The organism is Prosthecobacter fusiformis (genome assembly GCF_004364345.1).
Classification (GTDB): Bacteria; Verrucomicrobiota; Verrucomicrobiia; order Verrucomicrobiales; family Verrucomicrobiaceae; genus Prosthecobacter; species Prosthecobacter fusiformis.
In genome coordinates this window covers 1-22,496 of record NZ_SOCA01000014.1, presented here as the reverse complement: position 1 = coordinate 22,496, position 22,496 = coordinate 1, and the positions used below count along the sequence as shown (strand labels likewise).

General features: G+C 56.8%; 16 protein-coding genes. 7 read left to right on the top strand and 9 right to left on the bottom strand.

The window, feature by feature from the left end:
- The first annotated feature begins 1 nt into the window (after position 1).
- From EI77_RS21455 to EI77_RS21440, 4 genes are read left to right on the top strand one after another with little or no spacing between them, the layout of a single operon-like run.
- A complete protein-coding gene (locus EI77_RS21455; RefSeq protein WP_133797370.1) occupies positions 2 to 1,933 on the top strand; it encodes a TonB-dependent receptor plug domain-containing protein in 1,932 nt (643 codons plus the stop codon).
- A gap of 5 nt (positions 1,934 to 1,938) precedes the next feature.
- Complete coding sequence (locus tag EI77_RS21450; protein ID WP_133797369.1) at positions 1,939 to 2,529, top strand: TOL_0243 family YfiR-like periplasmic protein; 591 nt, start codon at positions 1,939 to 1,941, stop codon at positions 2,527 to 2,529.
- Between the two features lie 16 nt (positions 2,530 to 2,545).
- Positions 2,546 to 4,558, top strand: a complete 2,013-nt coding sequence (locus EI77_RS21445; protein ID WP_133797368.1) for a sensor histidine kinase, YfiR-like protein-associated — start codon at positions 2,546 to 2,548, stop codon at positions 4,556 to 4,558.
- Complete coding sequence (locus EI77_RS21440) at positions 4,555 to 6,630, top strand: ATP-binding response regulator (RefSeq protein ID WP_133797367.1); 2,076 nt, start codon at positions 4,555 to 4,557, stop codon at positions 6,628 to 6,630. Before EI77_RS21445 ends, EI77_RS21440 begins: the two co-directional genes overlap by 4 nt.
- Positions 6,631 to 7,112: 482 nt before the next feature.
- Here EI77_RS21440 and glpK read toward each other — a convergent pair whose 3' ends face one another.
- Positions 7,113 to 8,591 carry a glycerol kinase GlpK gene (gene glpK / locus EI77_RS21435; protein WP_133797366.1) on the bottom strand — a complete coding sequence of 493 codons (1,479 nt, stop codon included), beginning with the start codon at positions 8,589 to 8,591 and terminating at the stop codon, positions 7,113 to 7,115.
- Positions 8,592 to 8,741: 150 nt separating this feature from the next.
- Between glpK and EI77_RS21430 the strand changes: the two genes are divergently transcribed.
- Together EI77_RS21430 and EI77_RS21425 are read left to right on the top strand one after the other, a co-directional pair.
- Positions 8,742 to 9,050 carry a Dabb family protein gene (locus tag EI77_RS21430; RefSeq protein WP_133797365.1) on the top strand — a complete coding sequence of 103 codons (309 nt, stop codon included), beginning with the start codon at positions 8,742 to 8,744 and terminating at the stop codon, positions 9,048 to 9,050.
- 15 nt (positions 9,051 to 9,065) lie between these two features.
- Positions 9,066 to 9,434 carry a glyoxalase superfamily protein gene (locus EI77_RS21425; RefSeq protein WP_133797364.1) on the top strand — a complete coding sequence of 123 codons (369 nt, stop codon included), beginning with the start codon at positions 9,066 to 9,068 and terminating at the stop codon, positions 9,432 to 9,434.
- A 21-nt stretch (positions 9,435 to 9,455) separates the two neighbouring features.
- Here the strand turns inward: EI77_RS21425 and EI77_RS21420 are convergent, their stop codons facing one another.
- Complete coding sequence (locus tag EI77_RS21420) at positions 9,456 to 9,815, bottom strand: winged helix-turn-helix transcriptional regulator (RefSeq protein ID WP_133797363.1); 360 nt, start codon at positions 9,813 to 9,815, stop codon at positions 9,456 to 9,458.
- Between the two features lie 258 nt (positions 9,816 to 10,073).
- Here EI77_RS21420 and EI77_RS21415 point away from each other — a divergent pair, with 258 nt between their 5' ends.
- Positions 10,074 to 13,601, top strand: coding sequence for a PEP-CTERM sorting domain-containing protein (locus EI77_RS21415; protein ID WP_133797362.1), 3,528 nt, complete (start codon positions 10,074 to 10,076; stop codon positions 13,599 to 13,601).
- A 10-nt stretch (positions 13,602 to 13,611) separates the two neighbouring features.
- Here the strand turns inward: EI77_RS21415 and EI77_RS21410 are convergent, their stop codons facing one another.
- The 7 genes from EI77_RS21410 to EI77_RS21380 form a co-directional block, all read right to left on the bottom strand.
- Positions 13,612 to 15,513 (bottom strand): prenyltransferase/squalene oxidase repeat-containing protein, encoded by a 1,902-nt coding sequence (locus EI77_RS21410; protein WP_243838986.1) that lies wholly within the window; start codon positions 15,511 to 15,513, stop codon positions 13,612 to 13,614.
- An 81-nt stretch (positions 15,514 to 15,594) separates the two neighbouring features.
- The gene (locus tag EI77_RS21405) at positions 15,595 to 16,062 is read right to left on the bottom strand and encodes an ExbD/TolR family protein (RefSeq protein WP_133797361.1); all 468 of its coding nucleotides are present in this window, start codon (positions 16,060 to 16,062) and stop codon (positions 15,595 to 15,597) included.
- Positions 16,063 to 16,065: 3 nt separating this feature from the next.
- A complete protein-coding gene (locus EI77_RS21400) occupies positions 16,066 to 16,503 on the bottom strand; it encodes an ExbD/TolR family protein (protein WP_133797360.1) in 438 nt (145 codons plus the stop codon).
- Positions 16,504 to 16,560: 57 nt separating this feature from the next.
- Positions 16,561 to 17,439, bottom strand: coding sequence for a MotA/TolQ/ExbB proton channel family protein (locus tag EI77_RS21395; RefSeq protein WP_133797359.1), 879 nt, complete (start codon positions 17,437 to 17,439; stop codon positions 16,561 to 16,563).
- 57 nt (positions 17,440 to 17,496) lie between these two features.
- Positions 17,497 to 18,366 carry a tetratricopeptide repeat protein gene (locus EI77_RS21390; RefSeq protein WP_133797358.1) on the bottom strand — a complete coding sequence of 290 codons (870 nt, stop codon included), beginning with the start codon at positions 18,364 to 18,366 and terminating at the stop codon, positions 17,497 to 17,499.
- A 27-nt stretch (positions 18,367 to 18,393) separates the two neighbouring features.
- Positions 18,394 to 21,231 (bottom strand): tetratricopeptide repeat protein, encoded by a 2,838-nt coding sequence (locus EI77_RS21385; protein WP_166647430.1) that lies wholly within the window; start codon positions 21,229 to 21,231, stop codon positions 18,394 to 18,396.
- 943 nt (positions 21,232 to 22,174) lie between these two features.
- The coding region (locus EI77_RS21380) for a transposase (protein WP_133797356.1) at positions 22,175 to 22,496 on the bottom strand (322 nt) is incomplete at its 5' end.

The window sequence follows — 22,496 nt, the reverse complement described above, 5'->3', positions numbered from 1 at the left end:
AGTGCTCACTTGTCTGAGCACCCTTTCACTGGCCTCTCCCAGGGTGGTGGCAGAGGGCATCGCCCATAGCTTGGCGGATCTGAGCATGGAGCAGCTTCTGAATGAATCGGTGAACTCCGTGACCAAGCGGAAAACCCGGCTGTTTGATTCCCCTGCCGCCGTTTCTGTGCTAACCAACGATGACATTCAACGGTCCGGGGCGACGACCATCGCGGATGCGCTGCGGCTGGTGCCTGGGATGAATGTAGGGGCCGTGAATTCAGGGCAGTATGCGATTTCCGCTCGTGGATTCAATACCGTCTTTGCCAACAAAATGCTGGTCCTTGTGGACGGGCGTGCGGCTTACAGCTCGCTCTTCGCCGGGGTGTTTTGGGATCTTCAGCAGCAGATGCTGGAGGACCTGGAAAAGATCGAGGTCATCCGTGGTCCTGGTGCTGCCGTGTGGGGTGCCAATGCCATGAACGGGGTGATCAATGTGGTGAGCCGCAGTGCGCGGGAGACCCAGGGCAGCCTGATCTACCTGGGCGGCGGTAATGTGCATCAAACCCTCGCCGGCGGGCGCTATGGCGGCATGATCAGCGAGGATGTTTACTACCGGATTTTTGCCAGCACCCAGTCCAACGATGACTACCGTCTGGCGAATGGCCGCTCTGCCGAGGATGCCTGGATGAGCTGGCATGGCGGATTCCGTGTGGACCAGTATGCGGATGGGGATACCCAACTGACTTGGCAGGCAGATGCGACGTTTTTGGAAATGGACCAGGGAGGATCCAATGCCTACAACATTAATTCACTGGCACGTTGGGTGAAGGAGTTATCAGGCAGTTCCCGGCTAGAAGTACAAGCCTTTTATGACCGCGTCTATCGGGATGAAATGCGGCGTGCGTTGTATAATTCGGACACGTTCGATATAGCCATCCAGCACAGCTTCTCCCTCGGCCAGCATCACGATATCACCTGGGGCGCAGGCTATCGGTTTGTGACGAATTCCGTGGAGGAAACGACGCCGGATGTGAGGGTCTGGGAAGACAGCTTCGACCGCAATCTATACAGCCTCTTCATCCAGGATGAATGGCGCATGATGCGTGACCGCGTGCGGGTGACGACAGGTGCGCGGCTGGAGCATAATGATTACACCGGTTATGAATTCCAGCCGAGTTTGAGACTCCTGTTCAAGCCCACGGAGAAACAGACTCTTTGGGCAGCCGCTTCACGGGCCGTGCGCACCCCCTCCGCCCTGGAAAGCATGGATGTTTTTGGCATCAAGTATGCCGAGCCCTTCATCGGCCCCGGCGGCATCCCTTATACACCGACGGTGGTGGGAAATCTGGAACCGCACGCGGAGGTCCTGTGGGCTTATGAACTGGGCTATCGCATCCAGCCTCACAGCCGCGTGAGCATCGATGCCGCAGCCTTTTACAATCAATACGATGAACTCATCAGCGTGGAGGCCATCAGCCGTCTGGTGCCAGGGGCCACCTCCGGCCGGGCAGAGCTGCCTTTTGACAATGTGCTGAGCGCGGAAACTTACGGGGGTGAGGTCTCGATGACGTTTTCAGCCTCGGATAAATGGCGGCTGACGGGGAGCTATTCCCTGCTGCTGGCGAACTTTCATTCAGTGAGCAATGACTGGAATTCCGAGGTGCAGGAGCGGTCAATACCCACGCAGCAGGCAGTGCTGCGCTCCTCCTATGATTTTTCTTCGCGGCTAAGCCTGGATTTCCAGGTGCGGTATGTGGATCAGATCGAATCGGTGCCAGGGTATGTGACGGGGGATTTCCGGCTGCTGTACAGGGTGACAGACAGCATGGATGTAACCTTGAGCGCTCAAAACCTATTCTCCAACTATCAGATGGAGCAGAGGGACCAGCCGGTGACGGTCACTTCTTCTGTACCTAGAGGCATCTACGGGAAGGTCACGTGGCGATTTTAAAATCCATGACGAAACTCCTCTCTAGCGCTAACCCTACCCCCACTGCCCTGCGCTGGTGGCTGCTGGCGCTGCTGCTCGTCTGCCCGCTGTTTTTCTGCCCAGGTGGAAAGGGAGCAGAAGAAGGCTCCAAGGAGCACCAGATCAAGGCGGCCTTTTTATACAATTTCACGAAGTTTGTGGTGTGGCCAGAGCCGCGTCCGGGATCTCCAGGGGATGCGTTTGTGATGGGCGTCCTGGGCAGGAATCCTTTCGGCAACGAGCTGGAAAAGGTGGTCCGTGGCCGGATGGTGGGAGGCAGAAAGCTCCTGGTAAAATATCTTTCTTCAGTCTCTGAAGCTACTACGGTGGACCTGCTTTTTGTGGCGGAGGGGGAGGAATCCAGGCTCGGGCCTTCGATGAAATCCCTGCACTCACACAGTGTGCTCACGGTGGGTGAATCCAGCCGTTTTGAGGCGTTGGGAGGGATCATCACCTTCAGCACCCTGCAAGATAAAATCCGCTTTGGCATCAACCGTCAAGAGGGTCAGGCCGCCGGTCTGAAGATTAGCCCACAACTGCTAAAACTGGCCATTCCAGCACGCTCGGGAAATCCCTAAAACCCCGCCATCCATCATGCAGTTTCTTCATGACATCCCCATCAAACGGAAGCTGACGATCATCATCATGTCCGTCAGTTCGGCCGCGCTGCTGCTGGCCTGCGCAGTCATCCTGATGTATGAGCGGCATGCCTTCCGGGAAACCATGGCGCGAGATCTGGCCATCATGGCAGATACGCTGGATGACAATGTGGCCTCCGGCCTGTCCTTCAATGACCCGGAGTCCATCGAGCATACGCTGAGTACGCTCCAGGCGAATCCCATCATCATGGCCGCCTGCGTCTATGATGTGGGAGGAGAACGGGTAGCTGAATACCAAAGGCCGGATCTGGATAAACCGTTCGATTTCGCCGGGCTTGAGGCGACTGGGCAGACCTTTCATAAGGACTACCTGGATACGTTCAAAACCATCATCCTGGCAAATGAGGTGATCGGGTCGGTCTATATCGCAGCGGATCTGGAGTTCATTTCTCAACGGTTGAAACGCTCCGCCACCTTTGTGCTCGCGGTGTTGCTGGCCTCCCTGCTGCTGGCATTTTTTCTATCCACACGGCTGCAAAAATTCATCTCGGTGCCTGTTCATCACTTGGCGGAGATCGCAGGACGGGTGGCGAAGGAAAAGGATTATTCGGTCCGTGCGGTGAAGCAGAGTGATGATGAACTGGGCAGCCTCATCGATGCCTTCAATGAGATGCTCAGCCAGATCCAGATGCAGGATTCCGAGCTTCACACTGCGCAGAGCAACCTGGAGACACGGGTGCAGGAGCGGACGCAGGAGCTTGCTAAATCTCTGTCCCTGCTGAATGCGACGCTGGACTCCACGGCGGATGGCATCATCGCCATCCAATTCACTGGAGAGGTGGTGTGCCATAACCGGCACTTTGCGGAGATGTGGAGTATCCCGCCGGAACTTTTAGAAAAGCCGGATAAGAACAAGCTGCTGGAATTCATCGCCGCAAAAACCGTGAATCCAGAGGTGTTCATCTTTAAGGGCAAAGAGCTAGAACTGCCGCTGGAGAAGGAAGTCTTCGACCGGATTTACCTGAAGTCAGGCCAGACCTTCGAGCGGTATGCGAAGCCGCAGCTCGTGAATGGGAAGGAAGTCGGGGTGGTGATCAATTTCCGTGACATCACATCGCGCGAGCAAGCCGTGACAAGCCTGGCAGAGGCGAATACACGGCTGCTGTCCACTTCCCGTCAGGCGGGGATGGCGGAGGTGGCGACGAGCATCCTGCACAATGTAGGCAACGTGCTAAACAGTGTGAGTGTCTCCGCAGAGGTGGTCTCCACCAAGGTGCGGCAGTTCCGCATCGGTAGTCTGAAAAACCTGGCGGGACTCCTCCAGGAAAATGCAGCCAACCTGGGTACTTTTTTGAGCACGGACCCACGCGGCAAAGAAGTGCCTGCTTACATGATGAAGCTGGTGGGCCAGCTTGCCGAACCCCAGCAGGGCATCCTGGAGGAACTGGAATCCCTGCGCAAAAACATCGAGCATATCAAGGAGATCGTGGCCATGCAGCAAAACTATGCGCGCGGCTGCGGGGTGATGGAGGAGATATCGGTGAGCGAATTGATCGATGATGCCATCCGCATCAATGCGGCGGGATTCACCCGGCATGAGCTTTCCCTGGTCTGCGATATCCAGGATGACCAGCCCATCCTGACGGACCGGCATAAAGTACTGCAAATTTTGGTAAACCTGCTTGGCAATGCAAAGTATGCTGTGGCACAGACACAGGAAGAAAAGATCCTCACCGTGAGAGTAACGAGAGACGAAAACAAGGCCGTGCAAATCTCCATCATCGACAATGGAGTCGGCATCGCCTCAGAAAACCTCACGCGGATCTTCCAGCACGGCTTTACGACCAAGAAAGATGGGCATGGCTTCGGCCTGCACAGTGGTGCACTGGCCGCCCGTGAGCTGGGCGGCAACCTCACCGCCTACAGCGCAGGCATTGGCCGGGGGGCCACCTTTACGCTGGAACTTCCCTGCCCCAAGCAGCCCCCCTTCCCCACTACCCAGCCATGATGACTGCACCCCTTGTGAAGAAGAACAGGCGTATCCTGGTGATTGATGACAATAGCGCGATCCAGGCAGACTTTCGCAAAATTCTAGGGGAGCCAGAGGCTGCGGATGCGGAGCTGGATGCCTTTGAAGCCAAGCTTTTCGGGGCCAAGGAGAGTGAATGGTTTGAGATTGATGCCGCCTCCCAGGGGGAGGAAGGGCTGGCCAAGGTGCAGCGGTCCATCGCCAATGGCACCCCCTATGCCATCGCCTTTGTGGATGTGCGCATGCCCCCAGGATGGGACGGCATCGAGACCAGCCGCCGTATCTGGGAGGTGGATCCTTATCTGCAAATCGTGATTTGTACCGCCTACTCCGACTATTCGTGGGACCAGATGCAGGAGCAGATCAATCCTGGGGACAGGCTGCTGATTCTAAAGAAACCTTTTGATGCAATCGAGGTACAGCAACTGGCCAATGCGCTGACGGAGAAGTGGCGGCTGGCGGGAGAAGCCCGGATGCTGCTGGGGGATCTGGAGCGTGTGGTGCAGCAGCGTACATCGGCTCTTCAGCAGGAGATGGAGGAAAGGCTGAAGCTGGAGGAGATCTTCCGCAGCCAGGCCTCCCTGCTGGACAAAGCGCGTGACGCCATCCTGGTGCGGGACATGGATAACCGCATCACATACTGGAACAAAAGTGCGGAGATACTCTATGGCTGGACAGCGGCAGAGGTCATCGGTCGGCAGTCCACGGAGATCCTCCGGGGAGAGCCCACCCGCTTTCAGGAAGCCACAGCGGCAGTGCTGAGAAATGGTGAATGGACCGGGGAGCTGGGCCAGCATGCCAAGGATGGCCGGGATGTGCTGGTGGAAAGCCGCTGGACGCTGGTGCGTGATTCCGAAGGGCATGCGCGGGCGGTGATGTCCATCAACACGGACATCATGGAAAAGAAGAGGATGGAAAGCCATTTCCTGCGTTCCCAGCGCATCGAGAGCATCGGCACGCTGGCAGGGGGCATCGCCCATGATTTGAACAATGTGCTGCTGCCCATCATCCTTTCCATCGACCTGCTGAGGCTGAGCATTAAAGATGCGGGCCAGTTGAACATCCTGGCCAGCATTGAGAGCAGTGCGCGGCGCGGTGCCAACATGGTGCAGCAGGTGCTGTCTTTTGCGCGTGGCGTGGACGGTGAGCGGCATCCGCTGAATCCCAAGGGCGTGGTGGAGGACATCCGCAGCTTTGTTCAGGAAGCCTTTCCCAAGAACATTGAATTTTATCCTCAGGTGCAGGAGGACCTGCCTGGATTCATGGGAGATGCCACCCAGGTGCATCAGGTGTTGCTGAACCTTTTCCTGAATGCGCGGGATGCCATGCCGGATGGCGGCAGGCTGACGCTCAAGGTCTATGGGACCCAGGTAGGGGAAATGGGCATGTGGGCCGGGACGCGGATCAAAGGAGGAGCCTACATTGTCTTTGAGATCACGGATACGGGCACAGGCATCTCTGAGGCAGTGCAGGAAAAGATCTTTGACCCGTTTTTCACCACCAAGGATCTGGGCAAAGGCACAGGCCTGGGCCTATCCACCGTCATGGCCATTGTGAAGAGTCACGATGGATTCATCACCGTCTATAGCAAGCCGGGGAACGGCACCTCCTTTCAAGTACACTTCCCATCCAAAACCACGGGGGACAGCGCCCCGGTGCAAGCGCCAGCGAATACGATGCCCCGGGGCAACGGCGAAATCATTCTCCTGGTGGATGATGAGGAAAGCGTGCGCTTCATCACCCAGCAAACCCTCCAGGCCTATGGCTACCGGGTTCTTTCCGCGAGCGATGGCTCTGAGGCCATCGCCCATTATGCCGAGCATGGACGAGAAGTGGCTCTGGTGCTGACGGACATGATGATGCCGGTGATGGACGGCCCGGCGACCATCCAGGTACTGAAGCGGATGAATCCAAAGGTGAAAATCATCGCCGCCAGCGGTTATACCACGGATGCTGAAAAAGTGAAGGCCATGGGGGTGAACCTGTACCTGCACAAGCCCTATACAGCCATGACGGTGCTGAGTGCACTGACTCAGGTGCTGAAGGAGTAACTTACGCAATAGACAAGCTCACCTGCTGCGACCGCCCCCTCCCCCCCAACCCTTTCGCTTCGCGGCTTCGCAACACCAGCTCCCTCCGGGAGCATGGAAAATAGCCGGTGGTGGAGGTCGCGCAGCGGCCGGGAACCACCGGAGAGACGACCCCGATCTGCAAATCCCCAGGGCGTCCCGGAGGGACGCTGGAGGTATGCCCTGACCCCAGATATGCCTCCTTCACACTACCATTCCGGCGTCCCTCCGGGACGCGATGCTCCGTGGGGGCGATGTTTCCCGCATCCGGTGGTTCTCAACGGCTTCGCCGTTTCCACCACCGGCTAATGTCCGCGCTCCCTCCGGGAGCCAAGGGCGCGAGGCGAAGATGGTTGAAACTGGGTGTTAGACTGACCTTCATCTGATCTCCCGCTTCCAGCCGCAGTATCGGCGGTGTCTTCCGAGCGAAGTTCTAACAATCATTCTGGAAACCGCCCCCAAGCTCAAGCCCCCTTGGTGCGCTCAAGAGCACGGTTCCACCCGCTAAGCAGGCTTTTTCTTTGCGCCGCTTTCATGGTCGGTTCGAAGCGACGGTCCGTTTTCCACTGGGTGGCGATCTCGGCCTGATTTTTCCAGAAACGAACAGCGAGTCCGGCCAGGTACGCGGCACCGAGGGCCGTAGTTTCTGTGACCACGGGACGCACGACGGGGACGCCGAGGAGGTCAGCCTGGAACTGCATCATGAGGTTGTTATTGCTGGCACCGCCATCCACGCGCAGCTCGCGCAGTTTCACTCCGGCATCGGCCTGCATGGCGTGGAGGATATCCGTGACCTGGAAAGCGATGCCTTCCAGGGCGGCGCGGGCGATGTGCGCCTTTGTGGTGCCACGGGTGATGCCACACATGAGGCCCCGCGCGTATTGATCCCAATGCGGTGCGCCGAGACCGGCGAAGGCGGGAACCAGGTAAACGCCGCCAGTATCAGAAACCTGGGCGGCGAGAGCTTCCACCTCGGAAGATTTTTTGATGATGCCAAGGCCATCGCGCAGCCATTGGACCACGGCTCCGGCGATGAAGACGCTGCCTTCCACCGCGTATTCCAACTCCCCATCGCCGATCTGCCAGGCGACAGTGGTCAGGAGGTTGTTGCCAGAGGCGATGCGCTTTGTGCCCGTGTGCATGAGCATGAAGCAGCCGGTGCCAAAGGTGTTTTTCACCATGCCAGGGGTAGTGCAAACCTGACCGAAAAGAGCGGCCTGCTGGTCCCCAGCGATACCGGCCACGGGGATGCTGCCGCCTAACAATAAAGTCTCACCAAAAATTCCGCTGGAGGGCCTGACCTCCGGCAGGGCGGAGGCGGGGACGCCAAAGAGCTTCATCAGTTCCGCATCCCACTCTCCCTTCGTGATGTCATACAGCATGGTGCGGGAGGCATTGCTGACATCGGTGGCATGGACGCGGCCTTCGGTGAGATTCCACAGAAGCCAGGAGTCCACCGTGCCAAAGGCCAGGTCGCCCGTCTTCGCCAGTTCCTTTGTCTCAGGCACATGCTTGAGCATCCAGTTCATCTTCGTGGCGGAGAAGTAGGCATCCACGACGAGGCCCGTCTTATGCCGGATCATGGACTCGGCTCCCTTGGCCTTCAGGCGGTCACAAAAGGCGGCGGTGCGGCGGTCCTGCCAGACGATGGCTTTGCCGACTGGCTTACCGGTTTTTTTGTTCCAGGCGACGGTGGTCTCCCGCTGGTTGGTGATGCCAATGGCTGCAATGTCCCGTGAGGTGGCTTTGGCCTTTTTGAGGACGTCCTTGATGGTGCGGAGTTGGGTGTCCCAAATCTCACTGGCATCATGCTCCACCCAGCCTGGCTGGGGGTAATGCTGGGTGAATTCCTTTTGCGCGGTGGCGATGACTTTGCCTGCTTTATCGAAAAGGATGCTGCGGCTGCTGGTGGTGCCCTGATCAAGCGCAAGGATGTATTTCATACTGACGATTCTTCATATTGTCAGGGAGTTGGCGAGCCTGAATTGTAGGGGCCAGGAAGGTTTGGTTTATTCCACGATGAATCCTGGGCCGACTTCTGCCACCTCTTCTGATTGACGCCCCGGCGCAGCTTGTGCCATCATGCTTTCACCATGATCCATAACGTTTACTTCTGGCTGAAAAAGGACCTGAGCACTGAGCAGGTCGAAATCTTCGAAAACGAGCTCATCGCTCTCAAAACCATTGAGTATCTGGAGCACGGCTTCGTCGGCAAACCTGCTCCCACGGAAGAGCGCCCGGTCACGGACCATAGCTTCAGCTACTCCCTGGTTCTCCATTTCAAGAATATGGAAGACCACGAATTCTACCAGAAAGACTGCCCGAAACACAAACGCTTCGTGGACATCTGCAAACCCTTCTTTGAGCGTGTCATCGTTTACGACACCTCTCCGATTCATTAACCGCTCACTCATCCCATGAAACTCGGCAGCACCATCTCCGTCCTTCGAATGTTCGACGAGGAAAAGGCCGCCGAGTTTTATCTGCAGTTTCTCGGCTTTTCAAAAGACTGGGAGCACCGCTTCGGCGATGGCTTTCCCTTGTACATGCAGATCTCCAAAGATGACTGTGTGATCCATCTGACGGGCCATCATGGGGACAGTTGCCCAGGCTCCACGGTGAGGATCCATACGCAGGATGTCGAATCCTATTCAAAGAGCCTGCGCGATAAAGACTATGTGAATGCCAAACCTGGCTGCCAGAAGACCGAATGGGGCACCGTGGAAATGACCATCCACGATCCCTTTGGCAATCGGCTCATTTTTGCTGAACGTTTGGAAAGCTAATCTCAGGCAGGGGGATTCGTCTCAGTGCATCATTTCTTTTAGAGGGAGGCGCTTTCTTCCTGCCAAATTTTCATGGTGGGCGACGGCCCAGTGGTGCAGATGCATGACCACCTCCTTCACGCTCACTCCCCATTCAGTCAGGGAGTATTCCACATGGCGGACTTTTCCCTCCAGAACATCGCGGTGTTGAATCAGGCCATCTGCCTCCAACTCCCGCAGACGTTGCGTCAGCATCTTTTGAGTGATGCCGGTGAGGCTGCGGAGTAGCTGGCCGTGGCGGCGCGGCCCGGTCTCCAGCTCCCGGATCAGCACCACCTTCCAGCGGCCCGCGATGACCCGCAGCAACTCTTCCACATCACATTGAATCCTGTTTTCTGTCATGAGTTCTTTAGCATGGCTTTAAGTGCGTGAGCTGGCAGTCACTTTTTGTATCTGCCCCGAAGATTTTAAAGCCAAACTTGGCGATCATTTTTCCATTGGATAATGGCAAATCTTTTTGGGGCAGCTGCCTGCTCTTAGCAGAATCTTTATACCAAGCTCAGACCGGGAAACCCTCTTGCCAAAACGGTTAGGCAGACGACCTATCCAGTCCCCAATCAGGTTGCGTCCCCCAAACAAGCGCACCTTCCCTTTTCCACCATGCGCCGTTTTTTCATAGCAGCTACATGCCTCGCCCTTGCCATCCACGCATCTGCGGCGGATATCGCCGGCACTTACAGCGCCAACACGACTCTGGCTAACGGAGACACCTGGACTGGTGGCGACGTCACCATCAATACTGGAATCATCGTCAACATCGGCACGGGATCTACCGTCACTTTCAATTCCACCGTCAACTCCAGCTCAACAGGGGGCCGGATCCTTGCAGGCAGCGGCACGCTGAAGATTGATTCGGGCGGACGCCTGCTCATCGATACCACCAGTACCAATGACAACATCACCGTCAGCGGTGCGGCCAGCCTGATCAATGATGGCACCTATCAGATCGATTGCGGCTCCGATTTTCGCCTTTCAGGCCTTGGATCGTCCTTCACCAACAATGGCCTGATCCATAAAACCCAAGGCAGTGACGGAAGCTCCAATGACCCGGCCTACATCTACCCTTCCTCTCCGAGTCAGGGCGGAGCTTTTGTGAACAATGGGGACATCCAGGTGGATGCGGGGCACCTCAATATCTCCGGTGCCCGCACGACCGCTGGTGCCGCCACCTCCAATGGCGGAGACTTTACCGTCGCCAATGGGGCCACCCTGTCATTCACCGGCGGCTGGACCCTTCTTCGCGGCGTCTCCAGCATGACTGGTACCGGAGCGGTCGCACTGACCAATGAAAACCCATCCGCAGCCACGGGTGGCATTTTTTCCGCCCTCGCTGCCATCACCATTCTGGATGTGACTGGTGATGGCCTGCTGTGGACCACCGGGATCCTGGATGGCAATGGCAATACCCTGCGCAATGACGGCATCCTCCGCCTCACCGGCACCGGCGCAGTGGTTCAGGGCACGGGCAGTGTGGAAAACGGTGCTGACGGTACCTTCCTCCTGCAATCCGGGACTTTGACCCTGACGGATGCCAACTTCACCAACCGCGGAACCATGACGCTGGAAACGGCCTCCGCAGGCACTGCGGTGACCCTGGCAGGTACGGGCACGCTCATCAATGCGGCAGGCGGCACCTTTACCCTCAAAACGGGCACCCTAAACACCAGCACCGCCATTCAGAATGATGGGACTCTTGTCCTGGATTCCGCAGGCACCCTCACCCTGGGCGGAAGCGGTACCCTAACCAATACTGCGACCGGGCTTTTTTCACTGATCCGTGGCACCTTGACTCTCAACGGCAGCCAGCTCATCAACAACGGCATCGCCGAATTCATTACCAATGCCAACAAAACTCTGACAGGCAGCGGACGCTTCATCAACAACAACACCTTTAACCATGTCTTCAGCGGCAGCGCTGACAACCTCAGCATCAGCGGTACGGTAACCTTTGAAAACAACGGGGTCTATGACTTCCAGGCTGGCGGGGACATCTTGTTTTCAAGTTCCGGTACATTTGAAAACAACGGCATCCTCAAAAAGACCTCCAATACAGGGGACACCTCTTTTGTTTATGGCACCGCTGGTTTTATCGCCGCCGATGGCAGTGAGATCCAAAGTACCCTGGGCACGTTGCGCCTGGCATCCGGCGGCACCAGTGTGGCCGGGGCCACCTGGACGGCGAATGGGGGCACCCTGGATATCGCAGGTGTCTGGTCCGGCGTGATCAAAGGTAGCTCCAGCTCCTCCATGCGCATCACGGACAGTGCCAATGCTTCGGTCGTCAGTGAACTCACTGTCGGTCTGGGCGGACTCTCCTTCGATATCAGCGGCAACGGCATCGTCTGGTCACAGCACAACATCAATACTCAAGGTTATACCCTGACCAACCTCGGCATCTTCGGCACGGCCTCCTCCTCCACAAAAACCCTGACTGGCGGGGGTGAATTCGTCAATGCCAGCGGGGGTGTATTCAATCAGGGCAACGGGGTCCTGACCTTGTCAGATAACAGCATCTTTAGGAACCAGGGCACCTGGAACATCGCAGCCGGAGCCAGCTATACGGGAGCCGGATCTTTCATCAATGACAGCACGGGGACCGTACAATGGACAGGCGGCACCCTGGGCATTGCCCCGACCGTCACTTACCGCAATGACGGCATCTTCGAAATCACCGGCACGGGCACGCGCACCCTCGCGAACGAAGGCCAGCTTCTGATCAGCAGCACCGGAACTTTCAACTGGAGCAGTGGTTCAACATTGACCATCAATGCCAATACAAGCCTGCGCAATGAAGGCACCTTCAACTTCGAAAATCCCGGTACACGGACAATCAATGGCAGCGGGGAATGGCGCAATGCAAGCACCGGCATCGTCAACTGGAACACCAGTGCCACCTGGTCCATCGGGGCTGATGTGAGCGTCATTAACGACGGCACCTTCAACGTCAACGGCACCGCCAACCGGACCATCTCCGGCGTTGGGACGTTCATCAACAACGGCACCTTCAACCTCATTTCAGTGGGCTCGGACAACTTGGTCGGCTTGACCTCCGGCGGTGAGTTCATCAATAACGGCCTGTATGTGTTTGGGGATATCAATGACTTCGAGATGCGTGAAGGCTATACTTTCACCAACAGTGCCACTGGTATCATCCGCAAGAATGCCACGACCAGCAGCAGTGACCCGGCCCAGTTCTACAGTTCTGACGGGGACGTGGGTGCAGGCACTTTTGATAACCAAGGCACCGTGGAAGTGCTGGGCGGAAACTTCCGCGTCACCACCTCCCTGACCACCGATTTTGACGACCTGAACTTTGTACAAAGCGATGGTGCAGGCACTCTGACAGGGGGCACCTGGATCGCCAATGCCACGGCTACAGGACTGGCCACCATCGACCTGGAACCCTTTGGCAATACCAGTGGATTGACCCGGATCGGAACGGCGGCAACGGTGGAACTCATCAATGGCGGCAGGCTGACGCAGATCATATCGCTGACCCAGGTGGATGGTGCTCTTTATGTGCAGGGGCAGACCTTCACTCCCAGCGCGGCTTTCCAGGTGAATGCCAGTGGTACCCTGGGTGGCGATGGCACCATTGGCCGGGCGATCACGGTGGCTGGCAAGGTGATCCCTGGAGGCACCCGGGGCACGGCCATCGGCACACTGACCGTAGGTTCATCCGCCACCTTTTTGAGTGATGCGCTGCTTCAAGTGCAAATCAAAGGTTCGCTGGCCTTTGTGGATGTGAGCCTGGATCAGGCTGCTCGCAATGCCTTCATCATCGGCCTGGGCGATCTGGACCCAAATGGCACTCAGCATGATTCATTGGAAGTCTCAGGCACGCTGACATTCAGCACCGGCACACGGGTAGAGGTGGTGCCGGACGGGATCAGTTATCAGTCCGGCATGGTCTTTGACCTCCTGGACTTTGCTGGTCTGGGCATCGCCGGAGTGACAGACGCAGATGCACCGGGCATCCTGGAACTGCCGGACATTGATGACCTGGGACTGACCTGGGATACTTCCCTTTTTGTCAGCCACGGCATCATCTACATCACCCCGGAACCCTCCCGGATGCTGCTGCTGATGCTCGGCGGTGTATGGGCCTTCAGCCGCCGGCGGCGTTGATCAACTTCGGTTACTGGCGGTCAAAGAAGCTTTCTTCGTCACGGTCGCCGACCTTCAGATAACGATAATAGACTTCAAGCTGAAGGGTGCAAAGAACCTGACGATAGACGGGATCCGGGGCGTCACCGGAAGGCCAGTTAGGGCGGCCTTTTTTGAAGCTGCCATCCGGCTGCTGGGCGGCGAGGATCTGGGGGAGGAACTGCTCGTTGTAGAACTTCCAGTCTTCACCCCCTGCTTGGAAGAAGGTCTGGGTGTAATAATACCAGCAGTAGAGATTGCAGTTCTTATTCCAGTCCAGCGGCTCGGCGGTGATGAAACTGCGCAGGAATCCGATGCCTTTCTTGATGGAGGCGGTGCGGCCTTTACCGAGGGTTTGCAGGCCCAGTGAACCGACTCCGGTGAGGCTCCATTGATTGTAATGAGCATCTCGGTTGGCTTTGCCAAAACCGCCGTCCTTGGTCTGGGTACGCTCGATATAGTCACAAGTCTTGTCGATGGCGCTCTGGAGACCCGGGATTTTGAGACCGGTGAACTTGGCGGCTTTCAGGGCCTGGTATTGCCAGCCAGCGACAGAAAGGTCTTCGCGAGAAGAGGTGGGCTTACCCTCAGCGATGTTCTTGGTATAGTAGTCCCAGGAGCCTTCGGCGTTTTTGGCATCGGCTTTATTCTGGGTCTTGATGATGAGCTGGACACCTTTTTCGAAGGCTTCACGCATACCGGGGAGCTGTTTGCTGCCGAGACGGGCCAGGGTATACATCTCCCCCAGCGCATAGGTGGCGATGCCGTGCTCATAGGCACCGGAGTTGCCTTTGAAGTCTTCGGTGATGGCACCGTGCTCGTTCTTTTTGGAAAGCTCCACCAGATACATGATGGCACGCATGACGTTGTCCCCATAGAAAGGAGAGTCTGGCGTTTCGCAGCGGCCCAGATAGCAGAGCAGAGCCAGGCCAGTCATGGCCGCTTTATTCCTTTTACCCCCGCCCTGCCCCCAGGAGCCATCTTCATTCTGCTGGCCCTTCAGCCATTCCAGGGAGGCGGATACCGCACGCTCACATTCGGCATTGCCGCCGTTTTGACGTAATTTTTCCAGGCGCTCCGAGGTGGAGCAACGCTGTTTCATGGAAGGCGGCAGGCTGACGAATCCCTGCATGCTGCCCATGCCCATCCCCGTGCCGAAACCACCCCCGGCCCCGGCTTTGCCGAATCCTGCACCACTGAGGCTGCCGCCGCCCAGCATCGCGCCTACATCCGGCACATCCAGGATGTCCGGCGGAGCGTCCGGCAGTGTCACCGCCGAAGTCTGGCTGGTGCTGACGATCTTCTTCATCGGCATGGATTTGTTCAGCGTGGTGCGCTTCTTCTGCTGTACCTTGTGCTGCATCTCGGCAGAGGCTTCCGCCCCTTGCTGAGTGCCGCCACCGGGTAAGAAGTCCACCTGCTTCTGGATCATCTGCGTGCTGACCACGATGGCCCCGCCGACAACCAGGATGCCGACGTGGATGGCGATGCTCAGCGCCAGGGAACCGCCGCCGACCTTGCGCCAAGCCTGGATCAGAGGATTGGAGGGTCTTGCCGGTTCAAAATGATTGAGCGCTGGCGGATGGAATACTTCTCCGCCCACGGCTTCCACGGCCATGAATTCTTCTTCCTCTTCCTCCACGGCGGCGACGGGCACCGGGCCTGAAGCTGCGGACGGAGTGGGATAACCCAACGGCTGCGTAGGAGGCACCATGCCGGGCTGGACGGGATAGCCCAGATTCGGCTGCACTGGATAACCCAAATTCCCCTGCACCGGGTAGCCCAGGTTGCCAGGGTTGGTGGCCCCGGGTGGTGGACCCAGGGGCTGGGTGGCACTAAGATCCGATGGCGAAGGTGGGCCACCGGGACTAGGCGGGGGAGGCGTGGCAGACATAGAAGGCGAAAGGTAGGCGCTGAAGCCTGTAGCAACTGACGATGCTTGGATGAGGAGGGCTAATGGCCCCTGCTGAAGATTCTAGAATTCATCCCCACCGACCGTGAATGTGACGTTGGCGATTTTGGCCTTGGCCATGGAATTAAGCACATCGATCACGCGCTCATAGCGTGCCTGTTCTTCGGCCTGGATGGTGACCATGACCTTGGCGTTGCGATGATCAGCCTCCTGCTTGAGACGCATGAGGGTATTGGTGAAATTCGGCAGCACTTTGTCTGTGGGGGAATCGAATTCCTCCTCATTCAAAGTGACGATGCCGGTTTCTTCCACCGTGACGAGGATTTCATCAGGCGGGGTATTGTCATCACTTAGCGCGGGAGTGCCAAGTCCTGGGAGCTGGGTCTTCAGTTCACGTTCTACCTTCACCGCACCGGCCATGACCATGAAGAAGAGCATGATGACGAAGACGACGTCAATCATGGGTGCGATCTGAAAGCCCATGTTGACTTGCTCCGCCTCAATGTGGCGATGTTTTTTGTTATGAGCCATGGGTCAGCCGTCTTGATTGAGGGTTGAGAAAGAGATGTCATCAATGCCTGACTGGGCAATGAGGGCCATGACTTTCTGAATTTCTACAGCCGGCACGTCGCGGTCACCACGAATGATGACGCGATGGGCGGCGTTGGCATTTTTGAACTGGGTCAGGGTGTTGACGATTGCTTCGTTATCCAATTCCTGACTGTCGAGCTTGATGATGGACTGCTGCTTGGCCGCGATCCAACGGACGTTGATGGCGGTCTCGAACATGGCGTTCTTATCCTTCTTCTTGGCGTCCGCTGCGACCGGCAGCTTGATGTCCTTATCAATCTCCAACACCTGCGCCGAGGTGATGCTCATAAAGAAAATGAGCAGCACCAACAGCACATCAATCATCGGAGCAATTTGAAACTCCGGTTCTCCGCTTTCGGTACTTCCGCCTCCTCCTGCCATATGGGTATCAGATTAAAAGGTTTATAACACTGGGACCGGCACCTGCCGGAATGGCGATCAGCCGACAGCAACGGCGACAGCCTGGACTTCACCATTGCCAGTGACCCAGTTAGGCACGGCAGCATAGAATTCTTCTTCACCCACTTGAGCGTCCTTGAGGTGCTCGTAAGGCATCTTGCGGAAGAGGGAGGAAACGATTTCCTGCATGCCGTGCATGGAGACCTGGAGACGGTTACGCAGGAAGTAGAAGATCATGAACGCAGGCACGGCGACGGCGAGACCGGAAGCAGTAGCCACAAGCACCTCACCGATAGCCGCGGAGAGCTTGGAAGGATCACCCACACCGCTGGTGCCCAGGGTGGCGAAAGCGCTCATCATCCCGGTCACGGTGCCGACAAGACCGATCATGGGGGTGCAGACGCCGAGCACGGAGAGATAGTTGATGCGGGTCTGAACGATGGAATTGGTTTTGTTCAGCTCAGAAAAGAGAGCTGCTTCCACAGCTTCCTGGCCTTCACCGACGAAGCTGAGGCCGACGCGGGTGATGTCCGCGAAGTAGGAGTTGTTGCTGCGGCAGAACTGATAAGCACCAACGTAATCGCCAGCGCGGAAGAGATCCTGCACCTGAGTCACCTGGGAAGGAGGAGCCATGCTCTTGATGCTGGTGCGCATCCAGAGATCCACCGTGAGCCAAACGAGGGCGATGGAGCAAAGCAGGAGGGGATACATGATCCAGCCGCCTTCATGAAAACGGTCCATGAGCGTATGCTGGTGGACGACAGGAGCAGCAGAAGCTTCAGCGGCAGGTGCGGCGTCCTGAGCCTGAAGGCCCGAAGTCATAAGGAAAGTCCCGCCGACGAGGAGCGCGCAGGCGCTGAGGCGGACGAAACCACGGACGATTTTCTGGATCATGGAGGGAGGGGTGCTGGTGTGCATGGGTAGCGGGTCGGGTGTAGAGATTTGTTTTGGAAAAAGAAGAAGGATGAGTACAGATCAGCTTTTTTGAGCAGGGGCTTCAGGTTCCTCTTCAGGCTCGTTTTTCATGCCATTGATGGCGGCCTTTTCTTTGGCTGCGGTATCGGCGATGGCGGAGCCTTTGTAGGAATCTGCAATGCGGCTGAAGATGGCCTGGGCGTCTTCATAACGTTTCATTTTCACAAGCATTTGACCGGCCTTGAGTTCGGCATCCGGCACACGTTGCATCTGAGTACCGTAGAAAACGGGAATGCGCAGGTAGGCCATGAGGGCTTTTTCCCACTCCTTCTTTTTGGCATGAATGTCAGCGATGATGATCCAGATGGAAGCGCCGACAGCGGAGTCGTCCGTATCAGCCAGGATGCCTTCAGCCTCAGCCATGATGGAGGTGTATTCCGTGGAGGTCTGGCGGTCGATGTCCAACTGGATGATGCGAAGCGTCATCTTCTGGGCAGCGGTGAGAGGCAGGGTTCTCAGCAACGGGAGAAGTTTGATGGTGTCTTCAAACTTGCCAGCCTGGCTGAGTGTTTCGACATACGCAAAGAAGACCTGCTGGTACCAGTTGCCTTCGATCTTTTCAAACTTCTGGAAAAAATCGAGGGACTTCTTGAGCATGGCGAGTGCTTCGTCCGCCTTGGCCTGGGCCATGAGGGACTTGGCTTCCAGGAGTTCCGGGGGTTCAGGCCAGTCGAGGTAAGCGACGTTCTGCCAAGGGAGCACCGTGGTGGCGGAACTGCCGGCGATCTTGAGGGTGCGGACAATTTTGTCCCCATCCATGGTGAATTCCGTATCCGGAACGCGGGTGCCGTCTTTGAGAACGATGGCCTGGCCAAAAGCGGCCCCGCAAAAGAGGAAGGAGGCCAGGATGCAAAAGGTGTAACGCAACATGAGAACGTGGAGTTAAGTCGTGGGGAATTACAGCTTGGAGAGTTCCAGCTCAGCCTGCTTCATTTCAGGCAGGTCTTTGAGGTCTGTGCGCTTGACCATTTCAATGAGCAGGAGCTTGGCGTTTTCCCGGTCCGGGTATTTGTTAGGCGGCTCAGCAGGTCCGTTGCGCTTGAGGAATGCACGGGCGCACTGGAGGTAAGACTGGGCCATGATGGACTTCCACTTTTGATGGGCGATGAAGACACGCTGATAGAAGGGGATGGCTTCTCCCCATTTCTGGTTGGCGAATTCGATCTCCCCCTGCATGAACAGTGAGGTGGCATGGGCTTCACCGCGCCACTCCTTGGTATTGAGGATCTGCACGTAAAGCGCCTTGGCCTCGTCATACTTCTTGAGCTGGAAGAGGGTCTTGGCCTTGCCCAGTGTGGCATCCAGGAGACGGGAGCTGGCGGAGTATTCTTCAATGGCTGAAGTGAAGAGCTCCAGAGCCTTGTCGTATTCTCCCTTTGAGTAGGCGATTTCTGCCAAGCCGACTGCGGCACCATCCGCGTATTCGGTTTCCTTGAAGAATTCGTTGAGGCGGTTGTAGCAAGCGGCGGCTTTATCCAGGTCGCCTTTGGTGCGGGCATTGTCGCCAACGGTGGCGAGGAGCATGGCGCTGAGGTCTTCCGGCTTGGCGACGTCAATGATGACCGCGAAGAGTTTTTCCGCTTTCACGGGTTCACGCATGACCTTGGCGAGCCAGGCCTTGGCAAAGAGGATGCGCATCTGGGAGGTGCCATTCTGGGCGGCCTGAGGCGGGGTGAGCAACTCCTCAAGCTGAGTGGCTACCTGCTCATGGGTGAGCTCAGGCTCCGGTGCCGGTGCGCCTTCGGTGGTCACTGGACGGCGGCGTTTAGGAGCGACAAGGCTGACGAGCTGCTGAATGAGACCTTCCACCTGCTGATTGGAAGGATTGGAAATTTTTGGGCGGGTGGCGTCAGCGAGAAGCTTTTTGGCTTCGTCCAGTTTGTTTTCCTTCACCCGGGCGCGGGAGATCCATAGGACAGCTTTGAGCTCCTGCTCTTCGTTGTCCTTGTGGGTATTCATGTATTTCTGCCACATGTCTCCCAGCTCTTTCCACTTGCCGGTCCCGGCATAGAGGTCGGTGGCCTGGTCCATGGCATAACTGAGGACATCGTCAGACTTAGCCTTGGTCACGCCGAGGGCGAAGTTTTCCAGGGCTTTTTCATATTCGCCTTTTTGGTTATAGGCATCCCCTAACAAACTGTGCACCTGGCCGATGTTGGGATCATTCGGCGCATCTTTGATGATGGCCTGGAGGTCCAGCATGGCATTGTCCACATCGCGGGCCTGGAATTTAATGAAGGCTAGGCGGTAGCGTGCATCCACGACGTACTGCCCTTTCGGGTTTTCCTTCATGTAGTTCTTCAGCGCCTTCGTGGTATTGACGGAATCGTTCTGGTAGAAGTAGATGAGGGCGATGCGGTAGAGGGCATCATCTTTATAGGCGGACTGAGGGAACTCATTGATGAGGAGTTCAAAGGTGGTGCGGGCGTCGTCGAAACGCTGCATTTCAAAGAGCACGTTCCCGCGAAGGAAGCGCAGGCGTTCCCGGTCGGATTTAGGGAATCCTTCGGCTTTATTGAAGGCATCGGCAGCCTCCTGGAGCTTGCCATTTTCATAGGCGAGCATGCCGAACATTTCCGAAACGGTGCCGAGATCCGCCCCATCCGGGAAATCATTGATGTAACGCTCACAGAGCTCACGAGCGGACTTGACGCGCTTGAGCTGGGCATTGGCGATGATCATGCCAAAGACGCAGCGGTCACGCTGGGGGAATTCTTTGAAGTCATTGACGATGACATCGAAAGCGAGGAGGGCCTCCCAGAAGCGGCCCATTTCGAAATAACAACGGCCCAGGCGGTAATAAAGGGAGGCATCGTAGTCGCTGCGCTGCTCAATTTCCGCCAGGAGGGTGTTATTGGATTTGAGCTTTTCCTCGAGCTCTTCCTTGGTGCCTTTGATGGGGCCACGGCCTGGGGTTTTGAGGCTCTGCTCGATCTTGGCGATCACGTCCTTCTGCATGCGGGTGATCTCATTCTTGCGGCGGACGAACTGGTAGGCACCGAGGGCCTCGCGGAAGCTTTTTTTCTCCAGCATCTGATCCCCGAGGCGGAGGTAGATGTTGTTCATCTGGGCGACGTTGTCACCGCCGGTGGCGAAACCTTTCACTTTTTCCATGAGGGCACCGGCCTCATCCAGCTCACCTTTGGCGACGTGAAGGTCTGCGGCCATCATGGCGGCCTGGATGGCCTCCGAACTGCGGATGCCGCCTTCAAGGACGGATTTCAGCACGGAGAGGGCTTCATCCACCTTATCCTGCTTTTTGAGTGCTTCAGCCACGAACAGGCCTGCCTCAGACTTCATGTCGGGGGACTGGGAGACGACTTCTTTTAAGACGGAGATGCCTTTGTCGGCATCGCCTTTATTGATGTAGCTGCGGCCAAGGGCCATTTTGACAGCGCTGATGTATTCGCCATCGCCGAAGTTTTTGATGTAGTCCTCCAGGACGGCAATGGCCTTGTCGTATTCTTCCAGATTGAAGTAGGAAGCGCCTTCCACGAAGAGGACTTGAGCGAAGGGCTTGTTATTGAGGTTGGTCTTTACCTGCTCGATCTTTTTGAGCGCCTCGGGGTATTTGGCCTCTTGGAAAAAGCGCAGAGCCTCAGCCATGAGAGCTTCCGTTTCCTGCTGGATGTTCAATGCGCCAGCGGGTGCAGCCGGGGCAGCAGGCGGCGGGGCCTGCCCGGTGAGCTGGAGGGTGAAGGCAAGAACTGAAACTAGGCTAAGAACGTAACGCATGGCAGACGAAGACGAGTAAAACATGACTGACCGAGGGATCACAATGCAAAATCGGACACTCGTACCTGGCAGGTACGATCAAACTTAATCCGAAGATGTTGAAACACAGGGCGATTACCGGACATTATTCGTGAAAAAGAATGCAAAATTAGCAGGAGCACTTTTTTTGTCACGAACGAAGTCTGGAACAATGGAAACAAGTGAGAGGCCCAGGAAAGCGAGGCCCATCCCAAAGATAACGCGCCGGGTGCATTCAGGGACGTGGCCCATGAAACTAGAGAGGTGTTAAAACAGGTGCATGGGGATGAATTTGAAATTTTCCCCATTTGGGGATTTGGCGTTGTTTACCATTGATAATCAACGGATTATGATGGGGATTGTTTCCCCATCGTGTCCCCAATGGGGAACGGTGGGGAACGGTGGGGAAGAAGTTTTGGAATTTTGATTAAGAAGTTCCATTGGCATTGAGTTGTGGAAAATCGGAATCGTGTGACATGCCTTTGCATCACGAGAACTATGAGATGCGGGATGAGAAGAAGGTGGATGATGTTTTATAATTTAATCCATTATTCTTGAACGGCAACCGTGGCGAAGGTTTGTTGTGGTGCCCTTAATTGGGGGAATCGCGGGGTTCGAGCGGCGATGCCATGAAAGAAGGCGGTGCGGGTGAATAACCGCGCCCTTGAAAGGTCTGCTAGGATACGAACCCAGCACTGCGGCGGGGGATTTGCGGAGGTGGCCTCGCCCCCGTTTTACAGATGCAGGAAGTTAGTCGTGCGGAAGGAAGGACGTCCAGGGACCTCGGTGGAAGGCGAGGGTGCCTTCCAATGCACGCGGGGGCGCGTGCACTTCCTTTTTCTACGTCATGCTCCCTGGCCCTTCGCTCCCGGAGGGAGCGCGGAAAATAGATATGGTCAGAGCAAGGCCGAAGTGGAAGATTTTTTCAGGCTTCCAGTTTGGCGAAGTTTTTGACAAATGGCGTGTCGTGTTTGAGCACGCCAAAGGCGACCCGGATGATTTTGTGCATGATGGCTCCTAGGGCGCACATCTTCGGCTTGCCGCGCTCCACAAAGGCTTGGTAGCTGGCATGGAAGGCATTGGTGGCGCGTTTCACCGCTTGCAGCGCTGCCATGTAAAGCATCTTGCGCAGTATGGCGCTGCCCTCTTTGGTCATGTGCCCGCGCCGGTTCACACTCGTGCCTGACTGGCTCAAGGCAGGTGTCAGTCCGGCAAAGGCGGCCACCTCGCGAGCTCGGCCAAAGGCG